Annotated in this window: 16 protein-coding genes and 1 other annotated feature; of the genes, 14 read left to right on the top strand and 2 right to left on the bottom strand. The window is 47.6% G+C overall.

The annotated features are described in order from the left end of the window. Positions 1 to 72 precede the first annotated feature (72 nt). The 8 genes from speD to thrS all read left to right on the top strand — a co-directional run bounded on the left by speD (position 73) and on the right by thrS (position 7,867). On the top strand, positions 73 to 459 hold the full coding sequence (gene speD, locus KI350_RS02465) for an adenosylmethionine decarboxylase (protein ID WP_020452545.1): 387 nt from the start codon (positions 73 to 75) through the stop codon (positions 457 to 459). A gap of 185 nt (positions 460 to 644) precedes the next feature. Next, positions 645 to 1,037, top strand: a complete 393-nt coding sequence (locus KI350_RS02460) for a hypothetical protein (RefSeq protein WP_059231767.1) — start codon at positions 645 to 647, stop codon at positions 1,035 to 1,037. 16 nt (positions 1,038 to 1,053) lie between these two features. After that, positions 1,054 to 1,512 carry a transcriptional regulator NrdR gene (gene nrdR, locus KI350_RS02455; RefSeq protein WP_020452543.1) on the top strand — a complete coding sequence of 153 codons (459 nt, stop codon included), beginning with the start codon at positions 1,054 to 1,056 and terminating at the stop codon, positions 1,510 to 1,512. Between the two features lie 116 nt (positions 1,513 to 1,628). Further along, a complete protein-coding gene (dnaB, locus tag KI350_RS02450; RefSeq protein WP_023855478.1) occupies positions 1,629 to 3,053 on the top strand; it encodes a replicative helicase loading/DNA remodeling protein DnaB in 1,425 nt (474 codons plus the stop codon). Between the two features lie 15 nt (positions 3,054 to 3,068). Continuing rightward, positions 3,069 to 4,001 (top strand): primosomal protein DnaI, encoded by a 933-nt coding sequence (gene dnaI, locus KI350_RS02445; RefSeq protein ID WP_020452541.1) that lies wholly within the window; start codon positions 3,069 to 3,071, stop codon positions 3,999 to 4,001. Between the two features lie 38 nt (positions 4,002 to 4,039). After that, entirely contained in the window at positions 4,040 to 4,672 is a 633-nt protein-coding gene (locus tag KI350_RS02440; RefSeq protein ID WP_020452540.1) for a TVP38/TMEM64 family protein, read from the top strand. A gap of 77 nt (positions 4,673 to 4,749) precedes the next feature. Further along, positions 4,750 to 5,592, top strand: coding sequence for a putative sporulation protein YtxC (ytxC, locus tag KI350_RS02435; protein WP_020452539.1), 843 nt, complete (start codon positions 4,750 to 4,752; stop codon positions 5,590 to 5,592). A 343-nt stretch (positions 5,593 to 5,935) separates the two neighbouring features. Further along, positions 5,936 to 7,867, top strand: coding sequence for a threonine--tRNA ligase (thrS, locus tag KI350_RS02430; RefSeq protein WP_020452538.1), 1,932 nt, complete (start codon positions 5,936 to 5,938; stop codon positions 7,865 to 7,867). Positions 7,868 to 7,898: 31 nt separating this feature from the next. Here the strand turns inward: thrS and KI350_RS02425 are convergent, their stop codons facing one another. Then, positions 7,899 to 8,711 carry an HAD family hydrolase gene (locus tag KI350_RS02425; protein WP_020452537.1) on the bottom strand — a complete coding sequence of 271 codons (813 nt, stop codon included), beginning with the start codon at positions 8,709 to 8,711 and terminating at the stop codon, positions 7,899 to 7,901. A 259-nt stretch (positions 8,712 to 8,970) separates the two neighbouring features. Between KI350_RS02425 and KI350_RS02420 the strand changes: the two genes are divergently transcribed. The 3 genes from KI350_RS02420 (at position 8,971) to KI350_RS02410 (ending at position 11,805) form a co-directional block, all read left to right on the top strand. Continuing rightward, positions 8,971 to 9,198: a DUF3923 family protein gene (locus KI350_RS02420; protein WP_020452536.1), complete on the top strand. Its 228-nt coding sequence runs from the start codon at positions 8,971 to 8,973 to the stop codon at positions 9,196 to 9,198. A gap of 125 nt (positions 9,199 to 9,323) precedes the next feature. Continuing rightward, positions 9,324 to 11,108, top strand: coding sequence for a sensor histidine kinase (locus tag KI350_RS02415; RefSeq protein ID WP_020452535.1), 1,785 nt, complete (start codon positions 9,324 to 9,326; stop codon positions 11,106 to 11,108). Continuing rightward, a complete protein-coding gene (locus tag KI350_RS02410) occupies positions 11,083 to 11,805 on the top strand; it encodes a LytR/AlgR family response regulator transcription factor (RefSeq protein ID WP_020452534.1) in 723 nt (240 codons plus the stop codon). The genes KI350_RS02415 and KI350_RS02410 overlap by 26 nt, the downstream gene beginning before the upstream one ends. 50 nt (positions 11,806 to 11,855) lie before the next feature. Here KI350_RS02410 and KI350_RS02405 read toward each other — a convergent pair whose 3' ends face one another. Next, positions 11,856 to 13,406, bottom strand: coding sequence for an alkaline phosphatase D family protein (locus KI350_RS02405; protein ID WP_020452533.1), 1,551 nt, complete (start codon positions 13,404 to 13,406; stop codon positions 11,856 to 11,858). Between the two features lie 240 nt (positions 13,407 to 13,646). Here KI350_RS02405 and lrgA point away from each other — a divergent pair, with 240 nt between their 5' ends. The 3 genes from lrgA to infC all read left to right on the top strand — a co-directional run bounded on the left by lrgA (position 13,647) and on the right by infC (position 15,621). Further along, positions 13,647 to 14,060, top strand: coding sequence for an antiholin-like murein hydrolase modulator LrgA (gene lrgA, locus KI350_RS02400; RefSeq protein WP_020452532.1), 414 nt, complete (start codon positions 13,647 to 13,649; stop codon positions 14,058 to 14,060). A gap of 23 nt (positions 14,061 to 14,083) precedes the next feature. Next, complete coding sequence (gene lrgB / locus KI350_RS02395; RefSeq protein ID WP_020452531.1) at positions 14,084 to 14,767, top strand: antiholin-like protein LrgB; 684 nt, start codon at positions 14,084 to 14,086, stop codon at positions 14,765 to 14,767. Between the two features lie 135 nt (positions 14,768 to 14,902). Continuing rightward, positions 14,903 to 15,035: a sequence feature (ribosomal protein L20 leader region), on the top strand. Positions 15,036 to 15,102: 67 nt separating this feature from the next. Continuing rightward, a complete protein-coding gene (gene infC / locus KI350_RS02390) occupies positions 15,103 to 15,621 on the top strand; it encodes a translation initiation factor IF-3 (protein ID WP_116523372.1) in 519 nt (172 codons plus the stop codon). Position 15,622 lies beyond the last annotated feature (1 nt).

Genomic DNA, 15,622 nt, shown 5'->3' with positions numbered 1-15,622 from the left:
CCCCGTGGTAAATGACCGGTTCAGTTGCTTGGAAATTCACTTTTCTAATTCTTGTTAAGGGGGGTCCATGCTATGGAAACAATGGGGCGTCACGTTATCTCCGAACTGTGGGGATGCGATTTTGATAAGCTGAATGACATGGATTTTATTGAAAAAACGTTTGTAAATGCGGCACTGAAGTCAGGTGCTGAGGTACGTGAGGTAGCCTTTCATAAGTTTGCACCTCAAGGTGTAAGCGGGGTTGTGATCATTTCTGAATCTCACTTGACCATTCACAGTTTTCCTGAACACGGATATGCCAGCATTGATGTTTATACTTGCGGAGATTTAGATCCGAACGTAGCTGCCGATTATATCGCAGAAGAATTAAGAGCAGAAACAAGAGAGAACATTGAAATACCGAGAGGCATGGGACCTGTTCAGGTGAAACAGGCCAACGCCAAAGCACAGGCACTTTAATGCCGATAGAGGAGCTGGATGAAAAAGCGGACACCGCTTTTAAAATCCGCTCCTTTTTCTTTCCTCTCGCGACAATCCCCGAAACATATTCTCCCCGGCATTCTCTTGCCCTAATTTGTTTTCCCTTGGAAATCAACCATTTTTTTAATAAAATATAGAGAAGAAAGACAAAGGGGACAGGGGATATGAGTCTTTTTCAAAACATTCACCGGTTTTTTTCTACACACGCCGAAACGTCTGACCGCCATCCTTCGGACGAGCTGAAGAGCCGCTATTATAAAGCGGCGTCAAAAGAAGCGCTCAATGCTGTAAAGGAAGTGCTCGAAGGCCTTGACGGCTGTAAGGTGACATCGGTGTCGGAAGAAAGAGGAGAAATCAGCGCCGAGGTGAAAAAAACGAGAAAAGCTTTTGTGGTGGCGACAGTCGTGTCGATTCGCCCTTTTGATACAGCGGTGGATTTTAATGTGTCAACGGAAACGTTTTTGCCGACCGATTTTGGCTACAGCCGCGGGCTTGTCTCGACGCTATACAGCGAACTGGACGGAAAGCTGCAGAAATCTGTACATTCAAACAATTGAATAGGGAGCTGAAAAAATGAAATGTCCAGCATGTCAGCATAACGGGACGAGGGTTTTGGACTCCCGTCCCGTTGACGAAGGCAGATCGATTCGCAGAAGACGCGAATGCGAATCATGCAACTATCGATTTACTACATTTGAAAAAGTGGAAGAAATTCCGCTCATCGTCGTAAAAAAAGAAGGAATCCGGGAAGAATTCAGCCGCGAGAAGATGCTCCGCGGTTTGATCAAAGCGTGCGAAAAACGCCCTGTCGCCTTAAAGCAACTTGAGGATATTTGCTTTGAAATTGAAAAAGAGCTTAGAAATCAAGGCGTTGCTGAAGTGAAAAGCGATATGATCGGAGAAATGGTGATGGACCGGCTTGCGAAAATCGACGAAGTCGCATACGTCCGGTTTGCTTCAGTATACCGCCAATTTAAAGATATTAACGTATTTATCGACGAGCTGAAAGACTTAATAAAGAAAGAACGGTAAAGAGCTGTAAATTAATCCAGCTCTTTTCTCATGATAAAACCACGGTCGTGTGACATGAAGGCCTGAAAAAGGTGTAAAATGAGGACAAGAAACAAAGTGGAAGGTTGACAAAAGATATGAGTAATTATTGGAAAGACTTGCTTCCTGTCGATCCGTACGTTGTCAAAAGCTGCGGATTGCTTCAGGACTTGGACCGGCAAATTGTCACGCTATTGTATCAGCCTCTAATCGGCTCTTTTTCATTCAGCTTGTTTCTCACGCTGTGGGGGGAACTGGAGCAAAACAGAGTCTGGGGGAAAAGCTCGACTCACAGACAGCTGATGGCGGCGATGCAGACCAACCTGAAGACGATTCACTCAGAGAAGGAAAAGCTTGAGGGAATCGGACTGTTGAAAACTTATATGAAAGAAACGGAAGACGAGCGTTTGTTTATATATGAATTGATTCCGCCGCTCAGACCGGATGAGTTCTTTCAGGACGGCATGCTGAATGTCTTCTTGTACAACCGCGTCGGAAAAGCGAGGTTTCAGCAGCTGAAAGAATACTTTTCCCACCCGTCTGTTCCCGAAGAAGCACGGGATATCACCCGTTCTTTCAACGAAGTTTTTGCATCTGTCCAGCCGAGCGAATGGAAGATGTCTGACGATATGATCGAAGCGATGGAGCTTCGCGAAGATCGTGAATGGATGAAAGAAGGGAATGGCAAACCGGCGGCGGTCACAGACGACGCCTTTGACTTTCAACTGTTTCTCGCCGGTTTATCCGACACGCTTATTCCGAGAAAAGCGCTGTCAGACCAAGTGAAGGAAACGATTAAAAAGCTCGCCTTTCTCTACGGGATCGAACCGCTTCAGATGCAAAACGTCGTCATGTCAGCCGTTGATGAGCACGATACGATCACGACAGAAGCGCTCAGAAAAGCGGCGAGCGACTGGTATCAGATCGAGCGCAGCGGCCCGCTTCCGGAGCTCGTCGACAAAGTGCAGCCGATGAATCTCCGCGAACAGCCGAATCAACAGTCGTCAACGAACGCCAAGGAAGACAATTTGATCGCTTTGCTTGAGCAGGTATCGCCGAAAAAGCTGCTGCAGGATATCGGCGGCGGAGCGGAACCATCCAAAGCCGATCTGAAAATTATAGAAGAAATAATGCTTGACCAAAAATTAGAGCCCGGCGTCATCAATGTTCTGATTTATTATGTCATGCTGAAAACCGATATGAAGCTTTCGAAAAATTACACCCAAAAAATAGCTTCTCACTGGGCCAGAAAAAACGTTCGCACGGTTAGAGAGGCTATGAAGCTTGCGAAAGAAGAAAACCGCCAATATCTTGAATGGGCGGAAGGGAAGAAAAAGCCTTCCCGGAACAAGAAAGTCATCAGGGAAGAAAAGCTGCCTGACTGGCTTCGGGAAAGTGACGAAGCCGACAGTAAACCGCTCGAAACAGAGCCGGCCGGTTCCGTAACGAGAGAAGGCTTTGACCAACAGAAGCAGAAGCTGCTCGAAGAAATAAAAAAACTGAAAAACCATTCCGCTCTTTAATGTGAGGTGAAGATGATGGAGCCGATTAAACGCGCTTTGCAAGGCGTGACGACGAGACCCGATTTTCAAAAACGCCTTGAAGATATGAAAGAAAAAGTGCTCTCTGACAAGGATGTTCAGGAGTTTTTAAACAGCCGCCAGTCAGAAGTGGATCAAGGAATGATCGACAGGAGCCTAAACAAGCTTTATGAATTTACACAGCAAAGCAAAGCATGCCAAGACTGCCCGAGTCTGAAAGAGTGCAAAAACCTGATTCAAGGTTATCATCCAAAGCTTGTGATGAACGGAAAAACGATCGATGTTCAATATGACAGGTGTCCGGAAAAAAAGGCAGCGGACGAGAGGGAAAGACAGCGGTCGCTGATTAAAAGCATCTATATTCAACAGGATCTCTTGAATGCTACGTTTGCCGATATTGACGGAGATGATCCGAGCAGATTAAAGGTCCTTCAGCTTGTGACAGGCTTTTTGCATGACTATAACGAAACGGGAAAGGGAAAAGGCATCTACGTCTACGGGAAGTTCGGGGTCGGAAAAACCTTTATGCTGGCCGCCATCGCCAACGAGCTTGCGGCAAAGGACCATCCATCCATTCTCGTCTATGTCCCCGAATTTGTCAGGGAACTGAAAAATGCGATACACGATCAGTCGCTTGAAGAAAAGCTTGAGATGGTCAAGTCTACGCCGATTCTAATGCTCGATGATATCGGTGCGGAGTCCATGTCAAGCTGGGTGAGGGATGAGGTGCTTGGCGCCATCCTTCAGCACAGAATGTCTCATCAGCTGCCGACGTTTTTCTCTTCCAACTTTGACCCTGATGAACTGAAACACCATTTCACCTATTCGCAAAGGGGCGAAAAAGAAGAGGTGAAAGCGGCAAGGCTGATGGAGAGGGTGCTGTATTTAGCGACGCCTGTCCGGCTGGACGGGAAAAACCGGCGGCAGTAATTACATGATCCCGAGCTTCAATTACGGAGATGAAGAAGATGCAAAAAAGAACATTGGCCAAATGGACGGTTATCGCCGTAATCGCGGCGGCCGGACTATGGTTGAATGCGAAATATCTGAATCTGAGCCCCGCTCATATAAGAGAAGGCGTCTTATCCTTCGGGATTTTCGCCCCGCTCATCTATATCGGATTATTGATGATCCGGCCGTTTTTGCTGCTACCTGCTTCCGTTTTCGCCGTCAGCGGGGGCCTCGCATTCGGTCCGCTGTTTGGCTCTTTGTATTCTTTTATCGGTGCGGCGGGCGGTGCATTTTTGTCATTCGCTGTTGCATACAGGCTCGGCGGAAACCTTCAGCACATGCCGCTGAAGCTTGACAGCCTGCGGACGCTTTTGCGGAAAAACGGCTTTTTCTGCATTCTGCTCTTGAGGCTCGCGCCGATTCATTTTGACGCGGTTAGCTATGCGGCAGGCGTGTCAAAAGTGAAGCCCCTGTCGTTTGCCCTGGCGACGGCTACGGGCATCATTCCGGGCACCGTTATTTTAAATGTGCTCGGGTCAAGCCTCTTGACCGGCGACATCATAGCAATTGCAGCTGCAGCGGCAATTTACTTGATATTCATTACCGTGCCTCTTTTGTTCAGAAAAAAAGTGCAGGCGCTCCTCGATTAAGGGCTCATCCTTTTTTTACGTCTATTTTATTTGTCACCCCCATATACATGTATCAGATGTTGTTAGGGGGGACAAACATGCTTGAAATTACATTTGAAGATGATTATGATACAGCCGCGTTTTTGCATCTCCTTCGCAATGCGGATGCGAACCGGCATATCAAGATTCACGAAGCACCAGGGAAGATCGGAATTGAAAAGACCCATTCCTCTGTTAGTATTCAGGCCTATATTGAGCCGGTTCTGACGAGATTTTTTACAGAATGCAAAGAAGACGAATACATGCTTTCGGTTATTGAAGGCGATTATTACTTTTTGGACCGGGATGAACAGCAGCAGATTCTTCAACTGGCCCACAGCATTATGGAGGGCGAACTTGAAGGGCTTCCTCTCAACAAGGACGACACCCCTCGCGAACATTACATCATTCAGGAGCTCCAAACGATTTGTCTTGAGGAAAACGTCTTTTCCATTCGGTCTTTTATGACATTTCGCCTCGGGAGGTATTATGAACGCCTCAGGTCTTATGTGGAGGCGGCAATTGACGAGTATAAAATGGAACAGGAATATCAGACATTCATTCAATCGCTGAGAGACTACGTCATGTCGAAAGAGCCGATGCTTGACCATGTCCGCATTGTGCACGACGGTTATTTTGTATTGTGGGAATTAAAGTATATTTCTGAACGGGAACAAAAAAAATACATAGACAGGCGGTTCGTAAGAGAACACCCGATGTATATTGATTCCCATCTCCTGGCTCCGCTCGTATCGATTGCGCCGGAAAAAATAGACCTCTATACAGAAGACCGGGAACACGCCATGGTTCAGACCATTCAAAATATTTTTCAGGAGCGCGTACGGATTCTTTCGCTTGACGCCTTTCATCCGCGAGAAAACATTTTGGAAGAGCATTCTTGATTTTGTGTGAAAAACGATTTATAATACGATGTAAACTTAAAGATATTATGTATCGATAAGGACATGAAAAGATGAACACCGGTTTGACAGAGAGGGAGACCACGGCTGAAAGTCTCTTAAGCCAAGGAGCATTTTTTTACCGCCTTTGAACATCAGTTGTGAACGGCAATGTGTCTAGTAATGACTGACGGGACTTCCCGTTACAGAACCGAAAGCCGAGAGCGCGACGGGTTTTTTGCGTTTTCGGGAAAAAGGGTGGAACCACGAATTCCGTTTATTAATCCTCGTCCCTTTCATAGGGGGACGGGGATTTTTTATTTTGTAAAAAAAAGGAGTGACTAGGATGTCAGATATGGTAAAAATCAAATTTCCTGACGGAGCGGTTAAGGAGTTTGCAAAAACGACGACAACAGAAGATATCGCGGCATCAATCAGTCCCGGCTTAAAGAAAAAATCAATAGCGGGGAAATTAAACGGCAAAGAAATCGATCTGCGCGCACCGATCCTTGAGGACGGCGCCATCGAAATCATTACAGAAGGCAGCGAAGAAGCGCTTGAAATCATGCGCCACAGTACTGCACACTTAATGGCCCAGGCGATCAAGCGCCTGTATAAAAACGTGAAGCTTGGCGTGGGTCCGGTCATTGAAAACGGCTTCTACTACGATGTGGATATGGAAGAAGCGCTGACTCCGGAAGACCTTCCGAAGATTGAGAAGGAAATGAAAAAAATCGTTGGCGAAAATCTGCCGATCGTAAGAAAAGAAGTCAGCCGTGAGGAAGCCAGAGCCCGGTTTGCCGAAATCGGCGATGATTTGAAATTGGAACTGCTTGATGCGATTCCGGAAGGTGAAACGGTATCGATCTATGAACAAGGCGAATTCTTCGATTTGTGCCGCGGTGTTCACGTTCCTTCGACAGGAAAAATCAAGGAGTTCAAACTGCTGAGCCTTGCGGGAGCATACTGGCGCGGAGACAGCAACAACAAGATGCTCCAGCGCATTTATGGTACGGCTTTCTTCAAAAAAGCGGAGCTTGATGAGCATCTTCGCCTCCTTGAGGAAGCAAAAGAACGCGACCACAGAAAGCTCGGAAAAGAACTGAAGCTGTTTGCGATTTCGCAAAAGGTAGGGCAAGGGCTGCCGCTTTGGCTGCCAAAGGGTGCAACCATCAGACGCGTCATCGAGCGCTATATCGTTGACAAAGAGCTTGCGCTCGGCTATGAGCACGTGTATACACCTGTCCTTGGCAGCAAAGAACTTTACGAAACGTCAGGGCATTGGGATCATTATCAAGACACAATGTTCCCTCCGATTGAAATGGACAATGAAACATTGACGCTTCGACCGATGAACTGTCCGCATCATATGATGATTTATAAAAACGACATTCACAGCTACCGTGAACTGCCGATCCGGATCGCGGAGCTCGGAACGATGCACCGCTACGAAATGTCAGGCGCTCTCTCAGGTCTGCAGCGTGTTCGCGGGATGACTTTGAATGACGCGCACATTTTCGTCCGTCCCGATCAAATTAAGGAAGAGTTCATCCGCACTGTCCGCCTGATTCAGGAAGTGTATGAAGACTTCGGCCTTGAGCAGTACTCATTCCGCTTGTCTTACCGCGACCCTGAAGATACAGAGAAATATTACGATGACGATGAAATGTGGAACAGAGCGCAATCGATGCTGAAGGAAGCGATGGACGAGATCGGACACGATTATTACGAAGCCGAAGGGGAAGCGGCGTTCTACGGACCGAAGCTTGACGTTCAGGTCAAAACAGCAATCGGAAAAGAGGAAACACTGTCAACTGTACAGCTGGACTTCCTTCTTCCTGAAAAATTTGATCTGACATATGTCGGAGAAGACGGAAAACCTCATCGTCCGGTCGTCATTCACAGAGGTGTCGTTTCCACAATGGAACGGTTTGTCGCTTTCTTAATTGAGGAGCATAAAGGCGCATTGCCGACATGGCTTGCCCCTGTTCAGTTCCAGGTCATCCCTGTATCGCCGTCCGTGCATCTTGACTACGCCAAAAAAGTTCAAGAGCGCCTGCAGCGTGAAGGACTTCGCGTTGAAGTCGATATCCGTGACGAGAAAATCGGCTATAAAATCCGTGAAGCACAGATGCAAAAAATCCCGTACATGCTTGTCGTCGGCGACCAGGAAGTTGAAAACGAAGCCGTCAACGTCCGCAAATACGGAGAGCAAAAATCAGAAACAGTTGCCTTTGCAGACTTCATTAAAAAAGCCGTTGCAGAAGCAAAGAAATAAACGAGAAAAAAGCATGATCCCCGCTCGGGAGTCATGCTTTTTTGCTTAGTTTGTCGGCTGTTTTTCCGCGGAGGATATCGAACAGTTCGCTCAAATGGCTGATTTCGTGATCGGGTGTAAGGTCAGTTTCATTCTTTTTGCCTTTGCGGTTGACCCAGACGGTTTGAATGCCCGCTCTGGAAGCCCCGAGAATGTCGGTGTTCAAGTTGTCTCCGACCATCACGGCGTCATCCTTTGTCATGCCGAGGAGGCTGAGGCAGTGTTCAAATATGCTTGGATCAGGCTTTCCTTTTCCGAATTCACCGGAAATGACGATTTCATTAAAATAAGGAGCAAGTTCCGGTACGCCTGCCAACTTTTCTTTCTGCAGGCTCGGATCGCCGTTTGTCAGCAAAAGAAGCTCTACTTTTCCTTTCAGTTCATCTAAAACGGCAAATGTTTCTTCATACACGAAAGGGCTCTTTCGGCGCACTGCGGCGAAATATTCGCCGAGTTCTTCCCCGAAGGCGGGATCGTCGATGCCAAACGCCTTCAATCCGTTTGTCCATGCGTTTTTTCTGTATTCAGGAACAATTTTGTTCAGTTTTTGAAAGCCTTCGCTGATCGGCTCGCTGAAGTTTGACCACAGGCCTTCAAATGGGTTGATGCCGATCATGACGGTGTATGGATATGTTTCATAAGACGTGTAAAGCTTTCGCGCTGCTTCGCGGACCGCTGCTTCAAATTCTTCCGCATGGATTCCGTATTTTTCTTCAGCTTTAAGACACGTTTTGGAAAATGCTGTGCTGACGCTTTTTTCATCCCAGAGCAATGTATCGTCTAAATCAAAAAATACGGCTTTCATGATCTTCTCCTCTGCCATTAATTTATAGAATTCTCTTATTTATTTTACAATAGATTAAATGGATGTGAAAGAAATGAATTTAAGAATGTGATGTAATGCAGTGTCAAAGTGTGAAAGCTTCTCGAATATGATAGAATGAAACGGGTTTCTATTGTTTGGAAATGCAGGGGATTTTTAAGATGCATCTTATGTTCGTGATAACGGGCTCACATGCGGACAGAAGAAGCAGATACAGTGTAGAAATGGAAGGAATGGTTTTGTGAAAAAACGATGGATATTTTGGTGGATTTGCAACATATTTTGGATGGCCGTTTTTGTAATGGGGACGGCTCTCGTGTGGCTGAGAGATGTTGATGGCGCCGGTGTTACTCAAACGCCTGAGCTTAAATTAATAGCGTTTATCGTTTTATTGATTGCATTTATATTTCCATTCATTATTCAAGTTGTGTGGCTGATTGTTAATTTGAAAACGGGTAGCAGCAAATAAGGTAAAGGCAGCAATTGTTTGCTGCCTTTTTTATTTTTAAAGCATGCCGCGTCAAAGTGTGAATAAAAAGAGGTATGATAGAATAAGAGCAAATTCCGATACAGAAAGAAAGCAAGGGGAAGTACATGATTCAACTCATGATCATGATGCTGGAGAGAGTGGGGATCATCGTTATCCTGGGCTTTATGTTGGCCCATATGAAGGTGTTCCGTCAGCACCTCCAGCATCCGGAAGGGTATAAGGGAAAAGGGGTTCTCATCTTCATTTTTTCCCTGTTCAGCATCATCAGCAACTATACAGGCATTGAAATCCGGGAACATAAGATTTTGAACAATGATTGGATTTTTGCGATCGATCCGTCAAGCTCGATTGCCAATACGAGAATTCTCGGTGTCGAAATCGGCGGTCTGATCGGAGGGCCGTTTGTCGGAGCGGGTGTCGGGCTATTGTCAGGCATTCACCGTTTTTCACTGGGAGGGACGACAGCTTTGAGCTGTGCGGTTTCTTCACTGTTGGCTGGCGTCATCGCCGGTTATATCGGCAGCTTTTTCAGGAAACGGCATCAGATGGTGACACCAAGGGTAGCCGCTCTGGCGGGTATTTGTATGGAGGGTCTGCAGATGCTGATGATTCTCGTACTTGCAAAACCGCAGGCTGAGGCTATCGCGCTCGTTCAGATGATCGGCATTCCGATGATGATTGTCAACGGGACGGGCAGCTTTATTTTTCTATCGATCATTCAGTCTATTATCCGCAAAGAGGAACAGGCGCGGGCCGTTCAGACCCATAAGGTGTTTTCGATAGCGGATCAGACGCTTCCTTTTTTCCGCCGGGGACTGAATGAGGATTCCTGCAAAAGCGCCGCTCTCATTATTCACCGGATGACGGGGACGGATGCCGTATCGATTACGGACAGAGAGAACATTCTCGCTCATGTCGGAGATGGAGCAGATCATCATATTCCTTCGAAAAATCTGATCACCGGTTTATCGAAAAAAGTCATTCAAACCGGAAAGGTCATGAAAGTGAAGTCGCGCGATGAAATCGAGTGTGCGCACCGTTCCTGTCCGCTGCAGGCGGCGATCGTACTGCCGCTCTTCTCCAACCGCGAAACAATCGGCACGCTGAAGCTGTACTTTAAGCATCCATCCGGTCTTAACCGTGTGACGGAAGAGCTCGCCGAAGGGCTTGCCATGCTTTTTTCCACTCAGCTAGAACTCGGTGAGGCTGAGCTGCAAAGCAAGCTTTTGAAAGATGCCGAAATCAAGGCGCTTCAAGCGCAGGTCAATCCGCACTTTTTATTTAATGCCATCCATACGATTTCTGCTCTGTGCAGGACAGATCCCGAAAAAACGCGGAAACTCCTCCTGCAGTTGAGCGTTTATTTTCGTTCCAATCTGCAGGGAGCCAGGCAGCTGATGATTCCGCTCTCAAAAGAGCTGAACCACCTGGAAGCCTATTTATCATTGGAGCAGGCCCGGTTCCCTGGCAAGTATCATATTGATTTTCATATCGAGGACGGTCTTGAAAGCATGGAAATTCCTCCATTTATATTGCAGCTGCTTGTTGAAAACGCGCTTCGCCATGCATTCCCGAGAAAACAAAAGGTATGCACGGTAAAAGTATGCGCTGTGAGAGAGCAGGACGGCGTTTTGATGAAGGTGTCAGACAACGGCAGGGGAATTGATCCCGAGCTGCTTGGACAGCTGGGACAGGCGCCCGCACCTTCAAAAGAAGGGAACGGGACGGCGCTTTACAATGTGAATCAGCGGCTTACCGGTTTGTTCGGGCACCAGGCTGCCCTCGAGCTTGCCAGCGAACCTGATAGAGGAACAGAGATATCCTTTAAGATTCCTTTTCAAACCGAAAGAGAGGGGAACAGAGATGCTCAAGGTATTAATCGTGGATGATGAAATGTTTGCGCGAGACGAGCTTAGATATTTATTAGAGCAGACCGAAGAAGTGGTTGCGGTCGATGAAGCTGAACATATCGAAGAAGCGTTTGACAAAATGGCGGATCACAAACCCGATATTCTTTTCTTGGACATCGATTTGTCTGGGGAGAACGGTTTTGACATTGCGAAGCGGCTGAAAAAAATGTCGGCGCCTCCGGCTGTCGTTTTTGCGACCGCTTATGATGAATATGCGCTGAAAGCATTTGAAGTGGATGCGGTCGATTATTTGACAAAGCCGTTTGATGAGGAGCGAATCAGACAGACGATTCAAAAATATAAAAGGATGCGTCCCGGCCATCAGGAGGGGCAGCAGCTTGCGGGCCGTCACAGGCTGGCTCTCAGCATTGACGAAGCGATCGTCATTCTCGATCCGGACGAAATCGTATACGCCGGGTTAGAAGACGGACACGTCACAGTGAAAACCTTTGATCAGGCATACACGGTTCACGATACATTAGTCGTTCTCGAACAAAAGCTTTCACAGACGGCGTTGATCAGGGTGCATAGAAGCTTTCTCGCAAATATGGATCATATTAAAGAAGTCAAACCCTGGTTCAATTCGACATACAACCTCCTGATGAAAGACGGCTCCACGATTCCTGTCAGCCGTACATACGCGAAAGAGCTGAAAAAACGGCTGCATATGGTGTAAAAAATGATCAGCGGCGGTGAAAGACTGAATTCGTCATTCACCGCCGTTTTTTAGCGCTGAAGCCCGGGCCGTCCCGCTTCTATGGAGAATGTGGCATAAGTTGAGACTGGGGCGCCGGGCCGTGTGATATAAGGAAGAACCTGAAAGTCGGCTTCAAGCTGCCGGGGCGTCAAGCGGCAGCGAACATAACCGCGCTGCGCATTGTACAGTTTGACATGCGGGTTTCCGAGCCAGATCGGCGCCAATGAATCGGTCTCGCTGCCGTCAGCGTCTGAAGATATCGAAGTTGTGATCAGCTCGGTTCCGATTGTCGCTGAACCCGCATCGTCGAAGTTCTCCTTTAAGTCGGCAGCGGCATGTCTGTGAATATCTCCTGTCAGCACAACGGGGTTTTGGATGCCGTATGCCTTGTATGCGGAAAAAAGCCTGTCGCGGCAAGCGGGAAAACCGTCCCACTGGTCTGTGCTGTACTCAACTCCGGGGCCTGTATCGCGGTCGATTTGAGCCAGGACGACTTGCTGGACTAAAAAGTTCCACACCGTGTCAGACCGGCTCAAGCCGTTAAAAAGCCAGCGCTCCTGGTCAAATCCGAGTATGGAGCGTGACGGCTCAAGCCGTTCGGCCTCATTTGCCGGAAAATTATTGCGGTACTGCCGGGTGTCCAGAACATTGAATTCAGCCAGGTTTCCATAGCGGAACCGCCTGTACATCAGCATGTCAGGCCCATTTGGAATCGATGTGCTGCGGATCGGGATATTTTCGTAGAAAGCTTGGTACGCCGCTGCGCGCTGCCGGAGAAAATCGTCCGGAGATGTGTTGTATTGGGAATGGATGCCGGCATAATTGTTTTCGACCTCATGGTCATCCATCGTCACAACCCAGGGAGCCAGCGCATGAATGGCCTGGAGGTCCGGGTCTGTCTTAAAAAGAGAATATCTGAGTCTGTATTGGCTGAGCGTGACGGTTTTTGCGTTATGGGCAGCAGATAAAGTCACATCGCGGAAAAGATTTTTAGCATTAATGGCATATTCGTAAATATAGTCTCCGAGGAAAAAAACAACGTCCGGATGGTCTTCGGCCATATGCCGGTAAGCTGTAAAATATCCGTGGTACCAAGCTTGGCACGAGGCGAGAGCGAACGACATTCCCTTGATGTCGGCGTGCGGGGAAGGCGCTGTTTTTGTACGGCCTGTCCGGCTGATTTCCCGTCCCGCTTTAAACCGGTACCAATAATAGCTTCCCGGCTTTAAGCCGTTCACTTCAACATGAACGGAGTGGGCGAGCTCAGCGAGCGCTGAGACGGTCCCGCGCTTCACCACTTTGCGGAAATGTTCATCTTCGGCTACTTCCCACTGAACAGGGACGGCTCTGCTGGGCATTCCCCCTAAACCGTCTTCGGCAAGCGGATCGGGGGCAAGCCTCGTCCAAATGACAACCCCGTCGGGATGCGGGTCACCTGAAGCCACTCCAAGCTTGAATGGATAATCTGCAAATCGGGGCGCGCCGGCGGCGATCGAAGCGTCTTCAGGCATCAGGCCGCGTCTTGCTAAAGATGCGAATTCGCCAGCCGGAACAAAGCGCCCTCCTCTTGAATGGTTCATGAGTCAGAGCCTCCTCATCAATCGTTTTCTCATTAACCACTATACGATCTGTTTTGCTCCATTAGCACATTCTGGAATTTAAATAATTGTGAAGAATGTGCAAAGCCGGAAGAATAATTTGCATTTCAGCGTCCCGTTTCTGCAATTGAAGGGCGGTATCCGGCAAGTTATTTTGAAAACGCTTTTTTGGCCGGGGCCTTTTTATATAATGAACCCAACACAGCCAAAGAGGTGAACGAAATGAAGGGGAAAAAAGAATATGGCTTTTTAACTCAGGCATTTATTTTTGCTGTTATGATGTTTGTTTCAAACGGAATCGCCGCGATTCTGCCCATCCCGATTCCTCCGTCTGTCATCGGCTTGGTGATGTTGTTTGCATTGCTGTGTGCGAACGTACTGAAGCTGGAACAAGTCGAATCGCTTGGCACGGCGCTCACTTCGCTGATCGGTTTTTTATTCGTTCCGTCGGGTATATCAGTGATGAACTCGCTCGGTGTCATGGAGAAATACGGGCTGCCGATCGTCCTCGTGATTTTCCTGGCCACCGTCATTCTGCTTGCAGCGACAGGCTTGTTTTCACAGTTCATCCTGTCTGCAAGCAAAAAGGACCGTCAGGACAACCGGGGTGAACCTGCCAAAAAAACAGCTTCTTGAATCAATAGGAGGTTATTAACGCTATGACACCTTATTTCGGTATCGTCGTTTCACTGGCCGCATTTGGCATCGGCACTTTTTTATTTAAAAAATCAAATGGTTTTTTCTTGTTCACGCCTCTGTTTGTCGCGATGATTCTTGGGATCGTATTTTTAAAAATCGGCGGTTTTTCATATGAGGACTACAAGAGCGGCGGAGACATCATTAAGTTCTTTTTGGAGCCCGCCACGATTGCGTTCGCCATTCCTTTATACAAACAGGTGGAAAGCTTGAAAAAATATTGGCTGCAAATCCTTGGCGCCATTATTGCGGGCTCTGTCTGCTCGGTTGCTGTCGTCTATCTAATCGCAAACGCGCTCCATCTTGACGGAGCCGTCATGAAAAGCATGCTGCCTCAGGCCGCCACGACCGCGATTGCGCTTCCTTTATCAAAAGGGATCGGCGGCATTCAAGATATCACGGCCTTCGCCGTCATCTTTAACGCAGTGATCGTCTATGCGCTCGGCGCGCTTTTTTTGAAGATCTTTAAAGTGCAGCATCCGATCGCCAAAGGGTTGGCGCTCGGAACATCAGGACATGCCCTCGGCGTCGCCGTCGGAATTGAAATGGGGGAAGTCGAAGCGGCAATGGCGAGTATTGCAGTTGTCGTCGTCGGCGTCGTGACCGTGTTTGTCGTTCCGTTATGTGTCCAAATGATCGGCGGATAGAGCCGGTGAAAGAAAAATAAAAAAATAGCATTGCTATTTCAAATGTGTCCTGATATAATAGCAAATGTTGTGATAAATTTTATATCTTGACTTGCAGGATTTGTTTATGTAAGATGGATAATGAATTGAATATATATCAACAAGCAGAAGCACCCGCTTCTCACCTGATTGACACATTCTTGTAGTTGGCAGGTTAAACGTACATTTCTTATTTTTCTATGCAATGTTCGCAGTGTGGGTGTTTCGATGCCCGCACTTTTTGTTTGCCTGTGGAATGCAAAGAAACGGTCAAAATGAGTTGTGAAATCAATTCAAAGATTCTATGGAGGTGGCTCATTATTAGCAAAGATCAATTGGTTAATGAGGGTATCCGTGCGCGTGAAGTTCGTTTGATCGGACAAAATGGCGATCAGCTTGGGATCAAATCCCGCCAGGAAGCACTGGAAATTGCGGGTCGCGCAAATCTTGACCTTGTGTTGGTTGCAGCGAATGCAAAACCGCCTGTATGCCGGATCATGGACTACGGAAAGTACAGATTCGAGCAGCAGAAGAAGGAAAAGGAAGCACGCAAAAATCAAAAAATCATTAACTTAAAAGAAGTTCGGCTGAGCCCTGGTATTGAAGAACATGATTTCAATACAAAGCTTCGCAACGCCATCAAGTTCCTGGAAAAAGGGGACAAAGTGAAAGCGTCCATCCGCTTTAAAGGCCGTGCGATCACGCACAAAGAAATCGGACAGCGCGTGCTGGACCGTTTCTCAGAAGCCTGCGCGGAAGTGGCGACTGTTGAAACGAAGCCGAAAATGGACGGCCGCAGCATGTTCTTGGTGCTCGCGCCTAAAACTGAAAAGTAAT

Origin of the sequence: Bacillus sp. J41TS8 (assembly GCF_018333035.1) — a bacterium.
GTDB lineage: Bacteria > Bacillota > Bacilli > Bacillales > Bacillaceae > Bacillus > Bacillus paralicheniformis.
This window is presented reverse-complemented; position numbering and strand designations above follow the sequence as displayed.

What these genes read in the sequence shown, in the direction of transcription:
- KI350_RS02415 (WP_020452535.1), top strand. Translation starts at nt 9,324, where the DNA reads ATGATTCAACTCATGATCATGATGCTGGAGAGAGTGGGGATCATCGTT.
- lrgA (WP_020452532.1), top strand. Translation starts at nt 13,647, where the DNA reads ATGAAGGGGAAAAAAGAATATGGCTTTTTAACTCAGGCATTTATTTTT.
- dnaI (WP_020452541.1), top strand. Translation starts at nt 3,069, where the DNA reads ATGGAGCCGATTAAACGCGCTTTGCAAGGCGTGACGACGAGACCCGAT.
- lrgB (WP_020452531.1), top strand. Translation starts at nt 14,084, where the DNA reads ATGACACCTTATTTCGGTATCGTCGTTTCACTGGCCGCATTTGGCATC.
- KI350_RS02440 (WP_020452540.1), top strand. Translation starts at nt 4,040, where the DNA reads ATGCAAAAAAGAACATTGGCCAAATGGACGGTTATCGCCGTAATCGCG.
- KI350_RS02425 (WP_020452537.1), bottom strand. Translation starts at nt 8,711, where the DNA reads ATGAAAGCCGTATTTTTTGATTTAGACGATACATTGCTCTGGGATGAA.
- nrdR (WP_020452543.1), top strand. Translation starts at nt 1,054, where the DNA reads ATGAAATGTCCAGCATGTCAGCATAACGGGACGAGGGTTTTGGACTCC.
- thrS (WP_020452538.1), top strand. Translation starts at nt 5,936, where the DNA reads ATGTCAGATATGGTAAAAATCAAATTTCCTGACGGAGCGGTTAAGGAG.
- dnaB (WP_023855478.1), top strand. Translation starts at nt 1,629, where the DNA reads ATGAGTAATTATTGGAAAGACTTGCTTCCTGTCGATCCGTACGTTGTC.
- speD (WP_020452545.1), top strand. Translation starts at nt 73, where the DNA reads ATGGAAACAATGGGGCGTCACGTTATCTCCGAACTGTGGGGATGCGAT.
- KI350_RS02410 (WP_020452534.1), top strand. Translation starts at nt 11,083, where the DNA reads ATGCTCAAGGTATTAATCGTGGATGATGAAATGTTTGCGCGAGACGAG.
- ytxC (WP_020452539.1), top strand. Translation starts at nt 4,750, where the DNA reads ATGCTTGAAATTACATTTGAAGATGATTATGATACAGCCGCGTTTTTG.
- KI350_RS02460 (WP_059231767.1), top strand. Translation starts at nt 645, where the DNA reads ATGAGTCTTTTTCAAAACATTCACCGGTTTTTTTCTACACACGCCGAA.
- KI350_RS02405 (WP_020452533.1), bottom strand. Translation starts at nt 13,406, where the DNA reads ATGAACCATTCAAGAGGAGGGCGCTTTGTTCCGGCTGGCGAATTCGCA.